This window comes from Actinomyces sp. HMSC065F11 (genome assembly GCF_001813085.1).
Taxonomy (GTDB): domain Bacteria; phylum Actinomycetota; class Actinomycetes; order Actinomycetales; family Actinomycetaceae; genus Gleimia; species Gleimia europaea.
Map to the genome: position 1 here is coordinate 65,325 of NZ_KV811462.1, position 18,240 is coordinate 83,564.

General features: G+C 57.8%; 17 protein-coding genes. 8 read left to right on the forward strand and 9 right to left on the reverse strand.

What is annotated here, in order from left to right:
- The first annotated feature begins 12 nt into the window (after positions 1-12).
- Entirely contained in the window at positions 13-1,011 is a 999-nt protein-coding gene (locus tag HMPREF2891_RS00510; protein WP_070663483.1) for an ABC transporter ATP-binding protein, read from the forward strand.
- A 29-nt stretch (positions 1,012-1,040) separates the two neighbouring features.
- Here HMPREF2891_RS00510 and HMPREF2891_RS00515 read toward each other — a convergent pair whose 3' ends face one another.
- The 4 genes from HMPREF2891_RS00515 to HMPREF2891_RS00530 all read right to left on the reverse strand — a co-directional run bounded on the left by HMPREF2891_RS00515 (position 1,041) and on the right by HMPREF2891_RS00530 (position 6,720).
- Entirely contained in the window at positions 1,041-2,357 is a 1,317-nt protein-coding gene (locus tag HMPREF2891_RS00515; protein WP_070663484.1) for a DUF4921 family protein, read from the reverse strand.
- A gap of 192 nt (positions 2,358-2,549) precedes the next feature.
- Positions 2,550-2,957, reverse strand: coding sequence for an ACT domain-containing protein (locus HMPREF2891_RS00520; protein ID WP_034509081.1), 408 nt, complete (start codon positions 2,955-2,957; stop codon positions 2,550-2,552).
- A gap of 143 nt (positions 2,958-3,100) precedes the next feature.
- Entirely contained in the window at positions 3,101-4,993 is a 1,893-nt protein-coding gene (locus HMPREF2891_RS00525; protein ID WP_070663485.1) for an ABC transporter ATP-binding protein, read from the reverse strand.
- The gene (locus HMPREF2891_RS00530) at positions 4,990-6,720 is read right to left on the reverse strand and encodes an ABC transporter ATP-binding protein (protein WP_070663486.1); all 1,731 of its coding nucleotides are present in this window, start codon (positions 6,718-6,720) and stop codon (positions 4,990-4,992) included. The genes HMPREF2891_RS00525 and HMPREF2891_RS00530 overlap by 4 nt, the downstream gene beginning before the upstream one ends.
- Before the next feature lie 86 nt (positions 6,721-6,806).
- On the opposite strand from HMPREF2891_RS00530, the gene HMPREF2891_RS00535 reads away from it, so the two are divergent.
- A complete protein-coding gene (locus tag HMPREF2891_RS00535; RefSeq protein WP_070663487.1) occupies positions 6,807-7,424 on the forward strand; it encodes a hypothetical protein in 618 nt (205 codons plus the stop codon).
- A 7-nt stretch (positions 7,425-7,431) separates the two neighbouring features.
- Here the strand turns inward: HMPREF2891_RS00535 and HMPREF2891_RS00540 are convergent, their stop codons facing one another.
- Positions 7,432-7,821 (reverse strand): RNA-binding S4 domain-containing protein, encoded by a 390-nt coding sequence (locus HMPREF2891_RS00540; protein ID WP_070663488.1) that lies wholly within the window; start codon positions 7,819-7,821, stop codon positions 7,432-7,434.
- Between the two features lie 38 nt (positions 7,822-7,859).
- Between HMPREF2891_RS00540 and HMPREF2891_RS00545 the strand changes: the two genes are divergently transcribed.
- Positions 7,860-9,434, forward strand: coding sequence for an aspartate-alanine antiporter-like transporter (locus tag HMPREF2891_RS00545; RefSeq protein ID WP_070663489.1), 1,575 nt, complete (start codon positions 7,860-7,862; stop codon positions 9,432-9,434).
- Positions 9,435-9,500: 66 nt separating this feature from the next.
- Here the strand turns inward: HMPREF2891_RS00545 and HMPREF2891_RS00550 are convergent, their stop codons facing one another.
- Both HMPREF2891_RS00550 and HMPREF2891_RS00555 read right to left on the reverse strand, forming a co-directional pair.
- Positions 9,501-10,781, reverse strand: coding sequence for a M18 family aminopeptidase (locus tag HMPREF2891_RS00550; RefSeq protein ID WP_070663490.1), 1,281 nt, complete (start codon positions 10,779-10,781; stop codon positions 9,501-9,503).
- A gap of 9 nt (positions 10,782-10,790) precedes the next feature.
- Positions 10,791-11,225: a GNAT family N-acetyltransferase gene (locus HMPREF2891_RS00555; RefSeq protein WP_070663491.1), complete on the reverse strand. Its 435-nt coding sequence runs from the start codon at positions 11,223-11,225 to the stop codon at positions 10,791-10,793.
- A gap of 146 nt (positions 11,226-11,371) precedes the next feature.
- Here HMPREF2891_RS00555 and thrC point away from each other — a divergent pair, with 146 nt between their 5' ends.
- The gene (gene thrC / locus HMPREF2891_RS00560; protein ID WP_070663492.1) at positions 11,372-12,817 is read left to right on the forward strand and encodes a threonine synthase; all 1,446 of its coding nucleotides are present in this window, start codon (positions 11,372-11,374) and stop codon (positions 12,815-12,817) included.
- A 40-nt stretch (positions 12,818-12,857) separates the two neighbouring features.
- On the opposite strand, the gene HMPREF2891_RS00565 is transcribed toward thrC, so the two are convergent.
- Complete coding sequence (locus HMPREF2891_RS00565; RefSeq protein WP_148130888.1) at positions 12,858-13,520, reverse strand: LysE family translocator; 663 nt, start codon at positions 13,518-13,520, stop codon at positions 12,858-12,860.
- Complete coding sequence (locus HMPREF2891_RS00570) at positions 13,520-13,903, reverse strand: metallopeptidase family protein (RefSeq protein ID WP_070619364.1); 384 nt, start codon at positions 13,901-13,903, stop codon at positions 13,520-13,522. The genes HMPREF2891_RS00565 and HMPREF2891_RS00570 overlap by 1 nt, the downstream gene beginning before the upstream one ends.
- A 231-nt stretch (positions 13,904-14,134) precedes the next feature.
- Between HMPREF2891_RS00570 and dnaK the strand changes: the two genes are divergently transcribed.
- From dnaK to HMPREF2891_RS00590, 4 genes are read left to right on the forward strand one after another with little or no spacing between them, the layout of a single operon-like run.
- A complete protein-coding gene (gene dnaK / locus HMPREF2891_RS00575) occupies positions 14,135-16,000 on the forward strand; it encodes a molecular chaperone DnaK (protein WP_070663542.1) in 1,866 nt (621 codons plus the stop codon).
- Entirely contained in the window at positions 15,997-16,623 is a 627-nt protein-coding gene (locus HMPREF2891_RS00580; RefSeq protein WP_070663493.1) for a nucleotide exchange factor GrpE, read from the forward strand. The genes dnaK and HMPREF2891_RS00580 overlap by 4 nt, the downstream gene beginning before the upstream one ends.
- Positions 16,624-16,652: 29 nt before the next feature.
- Entirely contained in the window at positions 16,653-17,669 is a 1,017-nt protein-coding gene (locus HMPREF2891_RS00585; protein ID WP_070619369.1) for a DnaJ C-terminal domain-containing protein, read from the forward strand.
- A gap of 11 nt (positions 17,670-17,680) precedes the next feature.
- Entirely contained in the window at positions 17,681-18,136 is a 456-nt protein-coding gene (locus tag HMPREF2891_RS00590) for a heat shock protein transcriptional repressor HspR (protein WP_070619372.1), read from the forward strand.
- The last annotated feature ends 104 nt before the right edge of the window (positions 18,137-18,240 follow it).

Consider the following 18,240-nt stretch of genomic DNA (forward strand, 5'->3'; position numbering starts at 1 on the left):
GGAAGAGGAACAATGGGTTTAAGCCTGGAAAACATCGACGTGTTCTACGGCGGTGTGCACGCGGTGAAAGACGTGTCTTTGCAGTTAGAGACGGGGCAGATCTTGGCGCTACTGGGCGCTTCCGGATCTGGTAAGTCCTCCCTTTTGCGTGCCATTGCAGGGCTGGAGGCTTCCTCGGGTCAGATAGTGTTTGACGGCGAGGATGTATCGAGGCTACCCGTGCACAGGCGCGGTTTTGGCCTCATGTTTCAAGATGGGCAACTGTTCCCGCACCAGAACGTGGGGCAGAACGTGGCGTTTGGATTGCGCGGCCGCATTCCGCGTGGACAGTGGGAGGGGCGGGCAACGCAGCTCCTTGAAACGGTTGGTCTGCCGGGTACGGCGAGCCGTCTGGTTACTACGCTCTCTGGTGGTCAACAGCAGCGGGTGGCGTTGGCTCGGGCCTTGGCGCCGCGGCCTCGTTTGCTACTTCTTGATGAGCCCTTATCTGCGTTGGATCGCGCGCTGCGTGAACAGCTTTCGGTGGAGGTCCGCCGCATTGTGAAGGAAACCGGCACAACGGCCGTGTATGTGACGCACGATCAGGATGAGGCGTTCACCGTGGCGGACCAGGTTGCGATCATGGAGGACGGCGTGATTTCTCGCATGGGTACACCGGCGCAGGTGTGGGCGCAGCCGCGCACAAGGTCGGTGGCTAGCTTCTTGGGTTACAGCCCGATTTTGGGGGCCGAGGAGGCCGCGGCTTTCGGTGTGGACGTGGCTCCCGGCTCGGAGCTTGCGTGCGGCCCGGGGGCGTGGAGCGTGACTGATACAGCCGGCGAGGGCGCCGCGGTGCAGGTGGTGGAAAGCCACGCGGTTCGCGGCGCCAAACAGGTTACTGTACGGCTGGATTCGGGCAAGATCGCCCGGGTTAATCTGCCAATCCACACCCGCGTGAGCGAGCCCAGCATGCGCGTCAAACTAGATGCGGAAAAATGCGCGCAGGTTACCTCAGGCCCAACCCACACCTAGTCGTGCGGGTCCAAGGAGCCGCGACATCGTCACGCGTCTAGTGCGGTGACGTCTACCTTGCACTCGTCACCGATCTTCATAGGCGCGATCTTGCCCGCTTCACGCAGTTCAACCAGTTTGGGCAGCACGCGGTCGCGCACACCCCATGGGTCTATCGTGTTCAGGTAGATTCGCGTGCCGCCCTCAAATCCGGCCAGAGTCGATATGCGCCACTTCAGTAGCAGACGCCAACGCATAGGGGAAGGCACGTCAACGGGGCGGTGGTACCACTCCTCGTTGCAAGGAACTTCGGCTCCGGTGGCGGCGTGCATTGCGTGTACGAGGTCGGAAACGCCGCGCAACTTCTCGGGGCTTGCTTCCCAGGGGTTGTGCGCTTTGCCGAGCGGCCAGATCGCGATGGACGGGTAGCGGTGTCCGATACCGGCGAGGGCGATGGCATGCTCATTTTGAGCCAGCAGCAGGCCGCGCGTGATGGCGGTGTGCAAGATCTTCTTGTAAATGTCGGGGTCGCGGCGGAGCCGGCCGAGCTCAGCTTCGGTTTGCACCGAATGCTCATCGATTGCAACTAACTGTTTGTGCAGGTGGTCGAAGGAGGCTCCCGCGGGCTTGAGCCAGTTCTGGAAGCACGCCACGTATGCCACGTGCTCGTTCAGTTGGTACAGGTCCTCCATCGCCTCGGTAGTTAGCTTCATGTACTGGTAGTGCTCCTCGGGCGTTAGCGTGCCCGAAGACGCCAGTTGCGTGTCCATAGTGGCGCCCGGCGTGTAGTGGCGTCTTGCGACGATGAGGTCGTGACCGCCGCTAAAAAACCCGGAGGCTTCGGGTAGCAGTTGCGAATCGTCCAGGCTGGCAACCTCGTCCGCGGTTTGCCCCGATGCCATGAGGCGGGCTTTGACTACCCGCATAACGTGGTCGTAACCCGCAGGGCTGGCCAGATAGTCTGCCATCCTGCGGTGCTGCGCTTCGGAGGGGACGTGCCCGTGGTTTAGGTGCCAGTACTTGTAGGAAACGATCTCAAACAGGTTGGGAACCCGGCGGAACTCCGCCACGGTTTCACGCAGGTCTTCAGCGCGCAGGTTTTCAAGCTTTTGCCAAGTTCCGTCCTCGTGCTTTACTACGCGCGCCTTTTCAGGAGGGGTTTCAAGGTAGCGGTGCTCGCAAAATGCGCAGTATTCTCCGTGGCGCTCTAAATCGATTGGAGCCTGCGTGGTTGCGGGGACGGTTAGAGGACGATGTCCGCGTCCGGGAACGGTCCACACTTCCGTTCCGGTGAGCATATTGGTTTGTTTAACAGTTCCATCGGCTAGACGCTCGATTGCTTTTACATCAGATTGCTCTTTGGACATACTCCAAGCGTAATGGATTGAGTCCGCCCGGGTGGGTATGAGGGGCCGATTGAAGAACAAAGCGGCCAAATGAGCAGAAAAAGAATGTGCCCACGCTATGCGCGGGCACCGGTATGAATCTAGAAAATGCGGTGTGAAACGCGGTGTTGGACTTGCTACACTGCACGGCCCGTACCGCTGGAGTTTGTTGGCTTACTGGGGGAGCCAGCCCTTTGCTTGCTCTTTGAGGTCATGGAGAATCTCAAGAGCCTCGTCTGCCTTATCCACTTGAACAAACAGGTGGTCGCGGTGGAAACCGGCGAGCGAGTTACAGGTGATTGATCGAGACGCAAGAATCTGCGCGATCGTTGCCGTAATGCCAATGGTTTCCAGCGAAGAAGGCACGTCGAGCGAAATTCGGGTGAAGCGCTTTTCAGTGGGCAGTCCAGCTTCGATTGCACGATCTTCAGAAATGACGATTGTTTGGCCCTCGTATTCGCGTACGGTTGCGAAGGGCTCAACGCCTTCTGGAATCTCATCAAGTGCTACAAAAACGTAGATTCCCTGCGGCTTCAACTCCATGTTTGCAAGGATGTGATCCAAAGATAGTGAACTTGTCATGTAGGCACCGTAACGCAAAATATACGTTCTGTGCGTGTCTGTCTCATGTCTTGATTCTCATTAAGCGCTCCGCTTGCGCGTTCGGAATAACAGGGGCCGGCTCTTCCAAGAAAGCCGGCCCCGGTGAGACGGTCGCGCCAGGTTTATTCTTCGAACTGCAACGCGTGCAACTTCGCGTAAGCTCCTTGCGCGGCGAGCAGTTCTTCGTGACTGCCCTGCTCAACCACGTCACCATCTTCAAGAACTAAAATCACGTCCGCCGAGCGGATTGTAGAGAGCCGGTGGGCAATCACAAACGAGGTGCGGCCCTTGCGCAACCGCTCCATCGCCTCTTGAATCACGGCTTCCGTGCGTGTATCAACAGAAGAAGTGGCTTCATCCAAAATGAGGATGTCCGGCCTAGAGATGAAGGCCCGCGCAATGGTTAGCAACTGGCGTTCACCCTGCGAAAGGTTGGAACCCTCAGCCTTCACAACCGTGTCGTATCCTTGCGGCAGGTGGCGAATAAACGAGTGTGCCTGCGCCTTCTTCGCAGCAGCGACTACCTCGTCCATCGAAACGTCGCGGCCAGCACCGTAAGCGATGTTTTCAGCAATCGTGCCTTCGAATAGCCACGTGTCTTGCAAAACCATGCCGATTCCCGCGCGCAAATCATCCTTATTAATGTCTGCAATTGAGCGGCCATTAATCGCGATCTTGCCCGAATCAATCTCGTAGAACCGCATCAAGAGGTTCACGAGCGTCGTTTTGCCGGCACCCGTGGGGCCGACGATAGCAACCATGTGGCCAGGCTCTACGCTCAAGCTGAGGTCACGAATAACCGGCTTTTCCGGGTCGTAACCAAACCGCACGTGTTCAAAGGTAATCGATGCGTCGCGCAAATCTACCGGGCTTTCCTTCGGTGCATCCTGATCCATTTCCTGCGCGTCGAGGAACTCAAAAATGCGTTCTGCGGAAGCAACCATCGACTGCGCCAGCGTAGCTAGCGAAGCAAGAGCGGAGATCGGATGTCCAATCTGGCGCGAATACTGGATGAACGCCTGCACGCCGCCCAGCGAAATCGCACCGGCTGCTACCTGCAGGCCACCCGCAACCGCAACCAGAATGTAGGAAATGTTGGACGTGAGCATCATGGCTGGGCGCATGAGCGAAGAAATCGACTGCGCTCGCACGGCTGAGTCGTACAGGCTCTCGTTCGCCCTATCGAATTGGCTGAGGAATTCATCACTCATTGAGAACGCCTGCATGACCTCGTGACCCGTGTAGGCCTCTTCAACAATGCCGCCCAGCTGCCCCGTGGCCTTCCATTGCTGGCGGAAGTAGGGCTGGGCTTTCTTTGCGATCAAACCGGCCGCAACGGTGCCAAGCGGGATTGCAATAATCGCGAGGATTGCCAGACGCCACGAAATCCAAAACATCATGAACAAAATGCCAATGATGGTCAGGAAGCTTTCAAGCACCTGCTGAATCATTTGCGTGAGCGACTGCGTAACGTTATCGACGTCGTTAGTCACGCGTGACATGAGGTCGCCGCGCCTGTGTGAATCCATGTAGGAAAGCGGGAGCTTATCGATCTTGTCTTGCACCTTCTTGCGAAGAGTGAAGCCGGTATTCTGCACGATCTTGCGAACAATCATGCCAACGCTGAAATAGGCCAAAGACGCCAATGCGTACACCGTGAAAGCAAGCAGGAGGACGCGGGCAAGAGCCTCGAAATCCACGCTTGAGCCGGGCGCGAGATTCATGGATTCCAGCATTTGCGCCAGCTGATTATTGCCCTCGGCGCGTAGCTGGGTCACGTACTCGGCCTTCGTCATGCCCTCGGGGATGAAACTGGAGGCCACTCCGTTGAAAATGATGTTTGTGCCATCACCCAGCAGCTTGGGGCCCGCAACCGTGAGGGCTACCGCAAGGGCCGTCAACAGTACGGTTAACGAGATACGTAAGCGCTCCGGGCGAAGCTCGCCAAACAAGCGCTTTACAGAGCCCCGGAAGTCTTTGGTGTCGTTTTTGTAAGCGTCGCTGCGAGAACTCATTTTGCCTCCCCAACCTGCGAGCTTGCGATCTCGCCATATAGCGGGCAATCGCGTAGCAACTGCGAGTGCGTGCCAAGGCCCTGCGCTTGGCCTTCGCCAAGCACCAGAATCTGATCTGCATCCACAATCGAGGACGTCTTTTGTGAAACAACGATCACCGCGGCCTCGCCCACATACTCAGGCAGGCCATCGCGAAGCCTCTTTTCAGTAGCTGCGTCAAGGGCGGATAGAGAGTCATCAAAAATGTACAGGTCCGCGTCGCGGTAGAGTGCGCGCGCAATCGCGAGCCTCTGCCTCTGGCCGCCCGAGAAGTTCTGGCCGCCCGTGTCTACCTCGGAATCGATCCCCTCATCGAGGGCGCAGACGAAGTCGTAAGCCTGCGCTCCCTTAAGCGCCCACTCAACCCGGTCACGGTCAATCAGCTTCTCATCCGAGCTGCCCGAAACCGTCGAAGCGATCGTGCCTGAGAATAGGTACGCCTTTTGCGGCACTAGCGAAATGCGGCGGCGTACCTCGGACAGGCGGTAGTCGCGCACGTCTTCGCCGTTCATTTGAACTTCGCCGCCAACCACGTCAAACAGGCGTGGAATCACGTTCACTAACGAAGATTTACCCGAGGCCGTTGGACCAATCACTCCGGTTACGGACCCACGCGGGAAGTTCACGGACAGGTTCTTGAGGACGGGAGCCTCGGCCCCGGGATAACTGATGGTCACATCGTTCAAGCTGAACTCAGCGGGGCCCGCCAGAGCCTTGGGGTGGCTGGGAACGTGCAAGTTGGACTCGGTTACCAGCACTTCATTGATGCGCTCAGCGGACACGGAGCCGCGCGGCACCATCACAAAAATGAAACCGGCCATCATTACCGACATGAAGATCTGCATCAGGTAGTTGATGAACGCGATCAGCGATCCAACCTCCATGCTGCCCGCCGCAATCAGGTGGCCGCCAAACCAAATGACCAGCACCTGCGCGGTCCAAATCACCAGCTGCGTGGCGGGGAACATAAACGCAAATAGAGCGCCAATCTTCATGGCTACCCCGCGCAGTTCAGTATTGACCTGCTCGTACTTGGCGCGCTCGGTTTCCTGCCGCACGAATGCGCGGATCACGCGCATACCTGAAAGCTGCTCGCGAAGCACCGTGTTCATGCGGTCAATGCGCTTTTGCTGCGTCTTAAACAGCGGCACCATCTTCCACATCACCAGGCCGATTACCGCCGCAATCAAGGGCACAACCACCAGTAGCATTTGCGAGACTTGGACGCTTTGGCGCAACGCCATCACAATCGCGCCCACACCCATCAGTGGCGCCATCACGGCCATGGTTAGTGTCATGAACGTAACCATCTGCACCTGCTGCACATCGTTGGTTGTGCGCGTAATCAAAGACGGCGGCCCAAAGTGGGTTAGCTGATCCGTGGAGAACGTTTGCGCATTCACAAACTGTTTCCGTCTCAGCCAGCGTCCCAACCTCATCGACACAACGGCAGACAAGATGATCGCCAGCGTTGAGCACACGATCTGAACCACAGTGAATGCGATCATCAACCCGCCCAGGCGCCAGATCGTTGCCGTATCGCCAACCGCGACGCCCTCATTAATGATTCGAGCATTCAAGTCAGGCAAAAACAGAGCGGCTACCGTCGCCCCGATCTGCAAAAGAAAGATACCAAGCAGTGTGGGAATGCGGCGGTGTAAAAACTTCCAAGCCAATTTGAAAAGCAAGAAAACTCCCAACAAGCATTGACCCGAATGAGAACCAGCCTTTAAGGCGCGCAAAACAGGTCAGTAGACCATAGTAACTTTAAGACATGAGCCAACTTAAGTCTTTCTCAGACAGTGTGCTAAAAGTCGCGATCCATTACGTATTTGCACGCACCCACGGTCTCGCTCCGATTAAAACAGACGAGGACTCCGGGGAGCTCGCCGGTATCCTCGCCGTCCTTGGCGTGACTGATCCGGAGGGCAGAGCCGAGCAAATCCTCGCGCTTGCGGCCGCTTCTAAGCGTCGGGCAGACGAGGGGGAGGGTTCCTCTCTTTCGGCACAAAAGTATGACCAAATTAGGGCCGAGATCCTGACTGAACTGGGGCTTAAATCCGTGCGCGGAGTGAGGCTCTGGCCACCCACTTACCAAACCATCATGCAGCGTTTTGGCGGAACGTGGGCCGGCGCGATGAAAGCGTGTGGGCTCGCGGCGTCTAGCGACGGGAAAGTTGGGCGAAGGAACGCCCGGTTTAGTGAAGCTGATCGGATTCGCGCCATCCGTGCTTACCTCGCAGATTGTGAGAGCGCACAGACCTCGGCCTCCTACGCCGGATACGCCAAGTGGGCTAAAGAAAATGGGCGGCCATCCGGCTCAAACATTCGCCAGGTCTACGGAACTTGGAACCGGGCTCTAGAGCATTTGGAAGGCCTCGAAGACGCTTAACGCGGCCTTAAATTCGGCCGGTGTTTGTGTCGCGGCCACGCAGGCGATCCAGTTCGCGACGCTCACGTTTAGTGGGCCTGCCCGAACCGCGCTCGCGGCGCGGAAGCGCCATCATGACGTACGCCTCGGGCCGCGGCTCTGAATGATCCACATACGCCTTCTGGGCAATCGGAGCGCCCACGCGCGTACGCAGAATCTGAACTACCTCTAACACCCGATCAAAACCTTGAAAACGATACGTCACAGTGTCGCCCACACTCACTTTTTGGGACGGTTTAACGGTAGAACCATTGATCTTCACGTGCCCCGCCTTACACGCGGCGGTAGCTTGAGAACGCGACTTCAGCTGCCGCACGCTCCACAGCCACGTGTCTACTCTGACGGATTCATCTCTCACATTCCCATGCTATAGGAGCTGTGGCATAGGCTAAGAGCGTGTTCGAAATTCTATCCCAAAGCGCTATCCTTACTTTCTTCCTGGTAGTGGCACTTGGTGCCGCGTTCGGCCAGATCAGGTTCTGGCACCTAAAGTTCGGTGCGGCAGGAGCCCTCTTCGTGGGCCTGGCTCTGTCCGCTGCCTACCCTGACCTTGGCCAAAACATGTCGCTACTGCAGTCCATCGGACTTGCTATGTTTACCTACACGGTGGGTGTGGCCGCTGGTAGCACCTTTATGCAGCAGCTGAAGAGCCAAGCTCCGCTGATCGGCGCGGCCGCTCTCATGACCCTCGCCGCCGGCGTCGTCACCGTTGTGGGAGGCAAACTCCTCGAGATTCCCGCCGAGCTATCCACCGGACTGTTTACCGGCGCCCTCCCCTCCGCGCCGGCCCTCGACTCCGCGCTGCGCGTCACCGGGTCTGCAACTCCGGGCGCCGGCTACGCCGTGGGCTATCCGTTTGGCGTCATCGTTGGCATCATCATCGTCACCATCGTGGTGGAGCGGCCCTGGAAGGGCGAAAAAGATACGCCTTCGCTTGCCGGCGCCGGTCTTGTAGCCCGCACCGCGCACGTTCAAAAGACCATCAACCTGCGCCAAATCGAACCGTGGGCATGCCAGGACGTGCGTCTGTCCTACCTTCGCCGCGGCGACAAGACCCGCGTGGTTGTTCCCGGCGAAGAACTCCAGCCGGATGACCTCGTTGTCGTAGTTGGAATTGAAGATCGCGTACACGAAACCATCGATATCCTCGGATACGAATCCAGCGTTCACATTGCAGACGACAGGCGAGCGGTGGACTTCGAAAAGATCCGCGTCTCCAACTCGGACATGACCGGACGAACCATCGCGGAGCTCAACATTCCCGTCAAGTTTGGCGGCATCATTACGCGCGTTACACGCGGCGATCTAGAGCTGCTAGCTAAAGACGAACTGGCGTTACAACCCGGCGACGAAGTTTCGGTTTCCGTCCCGTCTTCGCAGCTGAGCGCGGTGCGTAGTTTCTTTGGCGATTCGGATCGTCGTATCGCCGAGGTGGACGCCCTCACCTTTGGCCTGGGCATGGTGCTCGGTCTGCTTCTTGGCCTTGTGTCTGTTCCCATGCCCGGAGGCGCGATGTTCTCGCTTGGCGCAGCGGCCGGTCCGCTCGTGGTTGGCATGGTGCTTGGTGCGCTTCGCCGCACCGGCAACCTGATCTGGTCCATGCCAGAATCCGTGAACCTCACGGTGCGCCAGCTTGGCCTCCTGTTCTTCCTGGCGGCTCTCGGTCTTGGTGCCGGGCCCGCATTCAAGGAGGTCGTGGTTACCTCACTCGGTTGGAAGGCTGCGATCCTCGCCACCTCAATCACCTTGATTTCTGCAACCCTGCTTGCCATTGCCGGCCGTCTGCTGAAGCTGTCCGGCCCTCGTACTGCAGGTGGCGTTGCCGGCTTCCTCGGCCAGCCCGCCATCATGCAGGCCGCTGCCGCGAAGGTTGCGGACGAGCGCATCGAGTCGGCGTACGCCGCCCTCTTTGCTTCTTCGATCGTGTTTAAGATCCTTCTGGTGCCAGCGATCTACGCGTTCTTGGCATAACAAACAGCCCTTCGTTTCCTAAGCGGAACCGAAGGGCTGTTGCGTTAGATTACGCGAGGCGGGCGCTTATGCGCCCTTCCAGTATTCTTCGAGCACGCGCGACATCGCCAAGTGGTCGCTCACATGGCTCATTTCGCGAGCCGAGTGCATCGACAGCAGGCCAATGCCCACATCGACGGTAGTGATACCCAAACGCGTTGCCGTTAGCGGGCCAATGGTATTGCCGCATGGCACCGCGTTATTGGATACGAACGCCTGCGCGGGCACGCCCGCTGCTTCGCACATGCGGGTCCAAAGCGCCGCGCCCATCGCGTCGGAAGCGTAATGCTGATTCGCGTTCAGTTTCAGCATCGGACCCTTACCGGGCATCGGATGGTTGTTCGGATCGTGGCGCTCCGCGTAGTTCGGGTGCACAAAATGCCCGGCATCAGCAGACACGCACGTGGTGCCCGCGAGCATCTGATGGTGGCCGTCCTCATCCTTGCCCAGGCCAGCTGCGATCCGGCGTAGCGTAGATTCAAGGATCGGGCCCGACGCACCCGACCTGGTGGAAGACCCGATCTCCTCGTGATCAAATGCAGCAAACACCGCAATATCAGCAAAATCGGAAGATTCCATGCGCTCTAATGCGGTGAGGCCGGCGTGTACTGAAGATAGGTTGTCTTGCCGTCCAGCTGCGAAGAACTCCTCGTCCAAACCAAAACGAGCCGGAGCTTGTGCCGTAAACGACACGAGGTCGTGGCCCGCAATGTCTCGTTCTGATTCCAGGCCCGCAAGCTGTGCTAAATGAGTGAATAGTGACTTATCGCCCAGCGTCCACACCGGCTGCATGTGCTTTTGCCGGTCCAGCTTGAAACCTGAGTTAATATCGCGATCCAAGTGAATCGCCAGCTGGGGAACGCGCGCAATCGGACCTGTCTTAACCAAATGCTCTTTGCCGCGGCGGTCCATAATTCGGCCGGCAAACCCGATCTCGCGGTCCAGCCACGAGTTCAGCAATAGGCCACCGTACAGCTCGACGTCAATCTGACCCCAACCGTCGGGCGACTTCGAAGAGCCTGACGGCTTTACCTTCAAGCCGGGTGAATCCGTGTGGCAACCAACAATCCGGAAGGCCGGCTGGGTTACCTCCTCGGGAATGAACCATGCCATCACGGCGCCATCGCGCACAAAGAAATGGCCGCCGGGCGTGACATCCACCGGGTCGCATTCAAGCATCTGCGAATACCCGTGGGCTTTCAGCCTGGCGGCAATCTCTCGTGCTGCGTGAAAAGAAGAGGGGGAAGCCTCAATGAACTTCCCAAAATCCTCTACCTGCTTAACTTCTGCATCACTAAAAATACTCACGTATCCAAACTAGCAGTTATAGCGGTAAACATTGGTCTCGCGCTGCTCAAAACCGGCTCGACGGTACAGGCGATTCGCTGCCTCGCGGGTGGGGCGTGACGTCAAGTCCACGGTTTTCGCGCCAATCTTGTGCGCGTACTCAACCGATGCGTCCACCAGCTGGCGGCCCGCGCCCTGACCGCGAGTCTCCTCGGCCACCACGACGTCTTCAACCCAGGCGCGAATACCCGTCGGAATCTCAAACACCACCAGCGTTAGCATGCCCAAAATGTTGTCCGGATCATCATCTGGCGTGTACACAAACAGTGTTGTGGAAGGCTGTTCCAGGAAGCGTGCTACGTCCTCTTCGCTCATTGAAGTAGCAGACGATGAAAGCTGCGGCAGTAGCCTGTTCATGCCGTCAACAACAGCCTTCGATGCCTCATTCACAATCTTGATAGCCATGATGTATCCCCCTTGTGGTTGATAATTTTCTTCATTCTAAAACGAGGAGGGGGCCCGCGCGCAGAGCTGGATAAAGTGGCGCGCAACTTTTGCCCCACACTTTGGAACGATCGGAACCAGGTGCGTGAAATCGGTAGGCTTACCGCATGCGCTACATTTCTACCCGCGGAGTGCCCACCGACCAGCCCCGCACGTTTACCGAGATCCTCCTCGCTGGCCTCGCACCCGATGGTGGCCTCTACATGCCCGTCGAATATCCGCAAGTAGATGCGGATACGTTGCTTACATGGTCCAAGATTTTTCGGGAAGAAGGCTACGCGGCCCTCGCTTTCGAGGTGATGCGCCTCTACATTGATGACATTCCCGAAGAGGACCTGCGGGAAATGTGCAAGCGCGCATACAGCGTAGAAAACTTCGGTTCGCGCGAGGTTGCGCCCATGACGCAACTCTCCGATCACATTTGGCTACTGCACCTGTCTAACGGGCCAACCGCCGCGTTTAAAGACATGGCGATGCAAATGCTGGGGCAGCTTTTTGAGTACGCGCTGGGCCAGAGTGGAACAGAGCTCAATATTCTAGGGGCAACGTCGGGGGATACCGGCTCTTCGGCCGAGTACGCGATGTTGGGTAAGGCGGGAATCCGCGTCTTTATGCTCACTCCCGCCGGCCGGATGACGCCATTCCAGCAGGCGCAAATGTACGGCATTGATGACCCGGCGATTGTCAACATTGCCCTCGACGGCGTTTTTGATGATTGCCAAGACGTGGTGAAGGCAATCTCGGCAGACGCTGACTTCAAAGCGCGTTACAGCATTGGAGCGGTGAACTCGATTAACTGGGCCCGTCTACTCGCCCAAGTGGTGTATTACGTAGCCGCATGGATCCAAGCTAGTGGCACGCCGGCCAATAAGGTCTCATTCTCCGTGCCAACCGGCAACTTTGGCGATGTTTTTGCCGGCCACGTCGCGCGTAGCATGGGCGTGCCCATTGACCGGCTAATTGTTGCAACCAATGAAAACAATGTGCTCGATGAGTTCTACCGAACCGGCATTTACCGCGTTCGATCCTCGGAGCAGACTTTCAAAACTTCAAGCCCGTCGATGGACATTTCGAAAGCGTCCAACTTCGAACGTTTCGTGTTTGACCTGGTTGAGCGTGACCAGGAGCGTGTGCGTGAGCTGTTTGTGGACCAGCTGGGCGCTCGCGGGGAGTTCTCTCTGGCTGAAACACGTGAGTTCAAGGATACGCGTCGCAAGTTCGGCTTCCTCTCCGGCTCTTCAACGCACGCTGACCGGATCGACTCGATCCAGTCGGTGTACCGCCATGACCACGTCCTCATTGATCCTCACACCGCGGATGCGTGGAAGGTCGCGCGCGATGCTCTGCGTGGGGGAGCGGTGGAGCAGCCCCTCGTTGTCCTCGAAACCGCTCTTCCAGTGAAGTTTGCTGAAACCATTGAAGAGGCTTTAGGAATCACTCCGGAAGTGCCCGAACGTTTCGCTTCGGTGATGAATGCCGGCCGCCACGTGGTAGATCTGCCCAACGACCCCGAAGCGGTGAAGGCTCTGATTCGCGAGGTTGTCGACGGCTAAAGTCTCGGCGCGTAGTGTGGTAACGCTGGTGCTCGTTCACTTAGGTGAAGAGCGTTCCCCACGGGATCAGAGCCGCGCCCAAAACTACGAATAGTCCGCCGAGTGCGGCATCGATCGGTTTGTGCAAGCGCTCGTACCCGCGCACGAAAGCCGGCATCGAGGCGGCGAGGGCAACCGCGGTGAACCAACAGCTGGAAATCGCTACCATCACCAGGGTCAGCGCCCCGCCTTCCAAAAAGGTGATCGAGGGCGGCAACATCGAAGCAAACAGGGTCGTGAAAAAGATGACTGCCTTCGGATTACCAACTGTTGTGGTCAAGAAACCGAGGCGGAATGCCTTCCATGCCGGGTAGGGCTCGCTCGAGGGTGCCAGCTGCTCCTCATTAGTGCTTTCAGAGGGGGCGTCATTCCTCGCACGCATAAGTGAGGCAAGAATACGGATGCCGTAGCCTGCAAGAAATACTGCACCTACTAGGCGAACCGCGAAAAACGCAGTTTCAGAGCGTGAAATGAGGGCCATCACCCCGGCCATTGTTCCTACCGCCCACAGGGATGTGCCCGTGCCAATACCGATGCCCGTTGCTATTCCGCGGCTGCGTCCCCTTGAAAGAGTCATGCGTAGCGTTGCCAAAAAGTCAGGGCCCGGTGAAATAACCGCCAGAGTGAACGTCGTTAAGAGCGTAAGCCAAGTAGATGCAGTCACTACGCCCACCCGAGTTCGTGCAACTGATCATCGTCGATGCCAAAATGGTGGGCAACCTCGTGCACGATTGTCACCTGAATCTCGCGCCGAAGCTCGTCTACATCAGCGCACATGCGCAACAGCGGCAGGCGAAACAGTGTTATCTGGTCGGGCAAGTCGCCAAATCCGTAGTCATCGCGCTCGGTCAGGTCAACGCCCTCATAAAGCCCCAACAGGTCAGAGCCGTCCTCAGGTTCTTCGGCTACGAAAATCGCTACGTTGTCGATGTTTTCGAGCATGGATTCAGGCAACTGCGCAAGAACCTCCTCCACGAGGGCGGCGAAGGCGTCCTCGGATATGTCCAGTGCGGTCTCGCCGCGCTCATCATGATTTTCGCTCGACATGTACCCGATGTTAGCGGCCTAGCATCTGCCAATGCACGTCCAAGTTCTTGTCGAAAAATGTCCGGTGTGGCGCGGTTCACTTAAAACGAGTGGTAGGCGGGAATAAATAAAGGGCCCCAAAGGTTGAGCTTAGTAGGCTCAAGTTTGGAGCATTCGGGTTGACAGGAAAACCGCGAAAGGTAGACTTGAGTGCAACAGACTCAACTTGATTTTATGAAGGAGGCCATTGATATGGCACGTGCAGTAGGTATCGACCTTGGCACCACGAACTCGGCAATCGCCACGCTTGAAGGTGGCGAGCCCACAATCATCGCGAACGCGGAAGGTATGCGTACCACCCCGTCCGTTGTTGCATTCTCAAAGACGGGCGAGGTCCTGGTAGGTGAAATCGCTAAGCGCCAGGCAGTGACCAACGTTGATCGCACCATCATGTCGGTTAAGCGCCACATGGGCACCGACTGGGAAGTGAAGATTGACGATAAGGCTTACACGGCGCAGGAAATCTCCGCTCGTATTCTCGGCAAGCTCAAGCGAGACGCGGAGGAGTACCTCGGTGAGCCGATCACCGATGCAGTAATCACTGTTCCCGCATACTTCAACGATGCTGAGCGTCAGGCAACGAAGGACGCGGGCCGCATTGCCGGCATGAACGTAACCCGTATCGTGAACGAGCCCACCGCGGCTGCTCTCGCATACGGCCTCGAAAAGGGTAAGGAAGACGAGCTCATCCTCGTATTCGACCTCGGTGGCGGTACGTTTGACGTTTCGCTCCTCGAGATCGGTAAGGACACCGAGGATGGCGCTGAGTTCTCCACGATCGAGGTTCGCGCAACTTCCGGTGACAACCGCCTCGGTGGTGACGACTGGGATAAGGCAATCGTGGACTGGCTGATCAGTCAGGTAAAGAGCAAGACCGGTAACGATCTTTCGAAGGATCCGGTAGCGATGCAGCGTTTGCGTGACGCGGCAGAGCAGGCAAAGAAGGAGCTTTCGTCCGCAACTTCCACAAACATTTCGCTTCAGTACCTCACGATGGTTGACGGCGTGCCCGTCCACCTCGACGAGTCGCTGAGCCGCGCAAAGTTTGAGGAAATGACGGCTGACCTGCTTGAACGCACACGCGCTCCGTTCGAGGCTGTGATCCGTGACGCGGGCATTTCGGTGAACGACATCGACCACGTGATCTTGGTTGGTGGCTCCACCCGTATGCCGGCCGTTGCTGAGGCGGTTAAGAAGATGACGGGTGGCAAGGAGCCCTCGAAGTCTGTTAACCCGGACGAGGTTGTTGCGCTTGGCGCTGCCCTCCAGGCGGGTGTGATGCAGGGTGACCGCAAGGACGTCCTCCTCATCGACGTGACGCCGCTTTCGCTTGGTATTGAAACCAAGGGTGGCTTCATGACGAAGCTGATTGACCGCAACACTGCGATCCCAACGAAGTCCACGGAGATCTTCTCAACTGCTGAAGATAACCAGCCTTCGGTTCTGATCCAGGTGTTCCAGGGTGAGCGCGAGTTCGCTCGCGACAACAAGCCGCTAGGAACCTTCGAACTGACCGGTATTGCGCCGGCTCCGCGCGGCATTCCGCAGATTGAGGTCACGTTCGACATTGATGCGAACGGCATTGTGCACGTATCCGCTAAGGATCGCGGCACAGGCAAGGAACAGTCGATGACGATCACCGGCGGTTCTGCGCTTCCGAAGGACGAGATTGACCGCATGGTTAAGGAAGCGGAGGCTCACGCGGAAGAGGACAAGAAGCGTCGTGAAGACGCGGAGGTTCGCAACCTTGCGGAGCAGACCGTATACCAGATGGAAAAGATCTTGAAGGATGAGGCGGACAAGATCTCGGACGAGACCGCGAATGCTGTCAAGACCGATGTTGAGGCCGTAAAGAAGGCTCTTGAGGGCGACGACACCGAAGCGGTGAAGAAAGCGCTTGAGACGCTGAACGAGTCCGGCATGAAGATCGGCCAGGAGGTCTACCAGGCTGCGCAGGCCGAGCAGGCCCAGCAGGCTGAAGGTGAGGCCGCTGACGCTGGTAATGAAGACGAGGTCATCGACGCGGAAGTTGTCGATGAAGAAGAGGACAACAAGTGAGTGAAGAGCAAAATCGCGATCCCTTCGAGGACCGTGAGGAAGGTGCGGGGGAAGACCCCCGCACCGGCTCTGGCTCGCAATCATCCCCCGGCCAGCCAGCTGATCCGAACGATATTTCGCATTTGGAGGAGCAGCTTGCAGATGTCAACGCGGAAGCGGACGTCGATGATCCGGCGGCGCTGCGCGAAGAACTAGCGAAGCAGGGTGATGAGCTTGCGCGCGCGAGGGCTGACCATTACAACCTCACGCAAACGCACAACAACTATGTGCGCCGCTCGAAGGCGGACATGTCTAACGCTCGCAAAATCGGGCAGAGCGAGGTCGTGGAGGCGCTGATGCCGGTGCTGGACGACATTGCTGCGGCTCGTGATGCGGGCGCGCTAGAGGACGGCCCGTTCGCATCGATTGCGAACAAGTTGGAGCAGACGCTGGCTTCCCAGTTTGGGATTGAGCGCTTCGGTGCAGTTGGTGATGAGTTTGATCCAATGATTCACGAGGCCGTTATGGCGCAACCATCTTCTGATGTGCAGGTGGAAACGGTTGCGCAGGTAATCCAGGCGGGTTACAAGATCGATGACAAGGTGCTACGTGCAGCGAAGGTCATCGTGACAAACCCGCAGTAATTGCAACAAAACTTTGGAGGTGAGAAGTAGTGGCTGGACAAGATTGGATGGAGAAGGACTTCTATAAGACGTTGGGCGTGTCTAAGGATGCGTCGGAGTCAGAGATTAAGAAGGCTTACCGCAAGCTTGCGCGCAAGCATCACCCTGACCAGAATCCGGGTGATAAGAATGCGGAGGAGAAGTTCAAGGCGGTTGGCGAGGCCTACCAGGTTTTGTCTGATCCGAAGCAGCGCAAGCAGTACGACGCGATTCGTGCGATGGCTGGCGGAGGGGCTCGCTTCTCTGCGGGGCCGGGTGGTTCTGCCTCTGGGTTTGAAGATGTTTTCTCCATGTTTGGTGGTGGAGGAAACGGCTCTCGGGTTCGCTTCTCCACTTCTGGCGGCTCATCCGGTGCGGGTTTTGAAGATATCCTTTCGAACCTGTTTGCCGGTGGCGGCCAGGGTGGTCACCCGAATTTCTCGGACTACGCGGGTAGGGGAGCGTTTGGTCAGGCCGCGCAAAAGGGCGCTGACCTGTCGGCTGCTACCACTTTGACGCTACGTCAGGCCGTGGAGGGCGCGACGCTGAAAATGACCGTCGAGGGGCGATCCATGACGGTGCGCGTACCCGCCGGTGTGACGGACGGACAGAAGGTTCGTTTGCGCGGCAAAGGTAGGCCGGGCGTGAACGGGGGGCCTGCGGGCGACCTCGTGGTTGCGATCTCGCTTGAGAAGCATCCGGTGTTCAGCTTGGATGGGCAGAACTTGCGCATGAAGCTACCGGTTTCGTTTGCCGAGGCTGCGCTGGGTGCAAGTATTTCCGTGCCGCTACTCGATGGCTCTACCGTGACCGTGAAGGTACCGGAGGGTACGTCCTCCGGAGCGCTTTTGCGGATCCGCGGCCGCGGCGTGAAGAAAGGGCGTAAGAAGGGTGACCTCATTATTGAAATTGAGGTTGCTGTGCCTAAGAACATGTCGAAGGAAGCAAGGGAGGCAGTGGCGAAGCTCGGTGAGCTGACCGCTGACTTCGATCCGCGTCAAGGTCTAGAAGCAAACGCTCGTAAGTAGAGGGAGGTCATATGGCGAACAAGAGGGGTACAACCTACGTTATTTCGGTTGCTGCTGAACTTGCGGGTATGCATCCGCAAACGCTTCGCCAGTATGATCGCCTGGGCATAGTTACGCCGGCTCGCACAAAGGGCCGGGGCCGTCGCTACAGTGCAAGCGATGTCGAGCGGTTGCGTGAAGTTCAGCGCCTATCGCAGGACGAGGGCGTGAATCTGGAGGGTATCCGCCAGATTCTAGAACTGAAACAACGTCTAGATGAGAGCGCAGAGGCAATGCAACTAATGCGCGAAGAGTTAGAAGTGCTGCGCGCACTGGTGCGTGAGGAAAACGAGAAACGCTCACGCGTTTTTGCGGCCACTCCAGATGGCAGTGTGCATACGGTTCGCCGCGGCAGGCGCGTGCGTGTTTCTGGTAATGAACTGGTGCGCCATCCAAAATCAGGGGCGCTGGTACTTTTTCGTCGCTAAACCATAAGGCATTGGAACTGGGGGTGAGTTTTCTCGCCCCCAGTTTTCTGTGCTTTAGCTAAAGATGGGTTTGTGCGCGCGAGTTGGTCTGCTGGTCTCCCCAG

Bases quoted from the DNA above. Each gene is read 5' to 3' on its own strand.
- HMPREF2891_RS00510 (WP_070663483.1), top strand. From the start codon at position 13: ATGGGTTTAAGCCTGGAAAACATCGACGTGTTCTACGGCGGTGTGCAC.
- HMPREF2891_RS00515 (WP_070663484.1), bottom strand. From the start codon at position 2,357: ATGTCCAAAGAGCAATCTGATGTAAAAGCAATCGAGCGTCTAGCCGAT.
- HMPREF2891_RS00520 (WP_034509081.1), bottom strand. From the start codon at position 2,957: ATGACAAGTTCACTATCTTTGGATCACATCCTTGCAAACATGGAGTTG.
- HMPREF2891_RS00525 (WP_070663485.1), bottom strand. From the start codon at position 4,993: ATGAGTTCTCGCAGCGACGCTTACAAAAACGACACCAAAGACTTCCGG.
- HMPREF2891_RS00535 (WP_070663487.1), top strand. From the start codon at position 6,807: ATGAGCCAACTTAAGTCTTTCTCAGACAGTGTGCTAAAAGTCGCGATC.
- HMPREF2891_RS00555 (WP_070663491.1), bottom strand. From the start codon at position 11,225: ATGGCTATCAAGATTGTGAATGAGGCATCGAAGGCTGTTGTTGACGGC.
- thrC (WP_070663492.1), top strand. From the start codon at position 11,372: ATGCGCTACATTTCTACCCGCGGAGTGCCCACCGACCAGCCCCGCACG.
- HMPREF2891_RS00570 (WP_070619364.1), bottom strand. From the start codon at position 13,903: ATGTCGAGCGAAAATCATGATGAGCGCGGCGAGACCGCACTGGACATA.
- dnaK (WP_070663542.1), top strand. From the start codon at position 14,135: ATGGCACGTGCAGTAGGTATCGACCTTGGCACCACGAACTCGGCAATC.
- HMPREF2891_RS00590 (WP_070619372.1), top strand. From the start codon at position 17,681: ATGGCGAACAAGAGGGGTACAACCTACGTTATTTCGGTTGCTGCTGAA.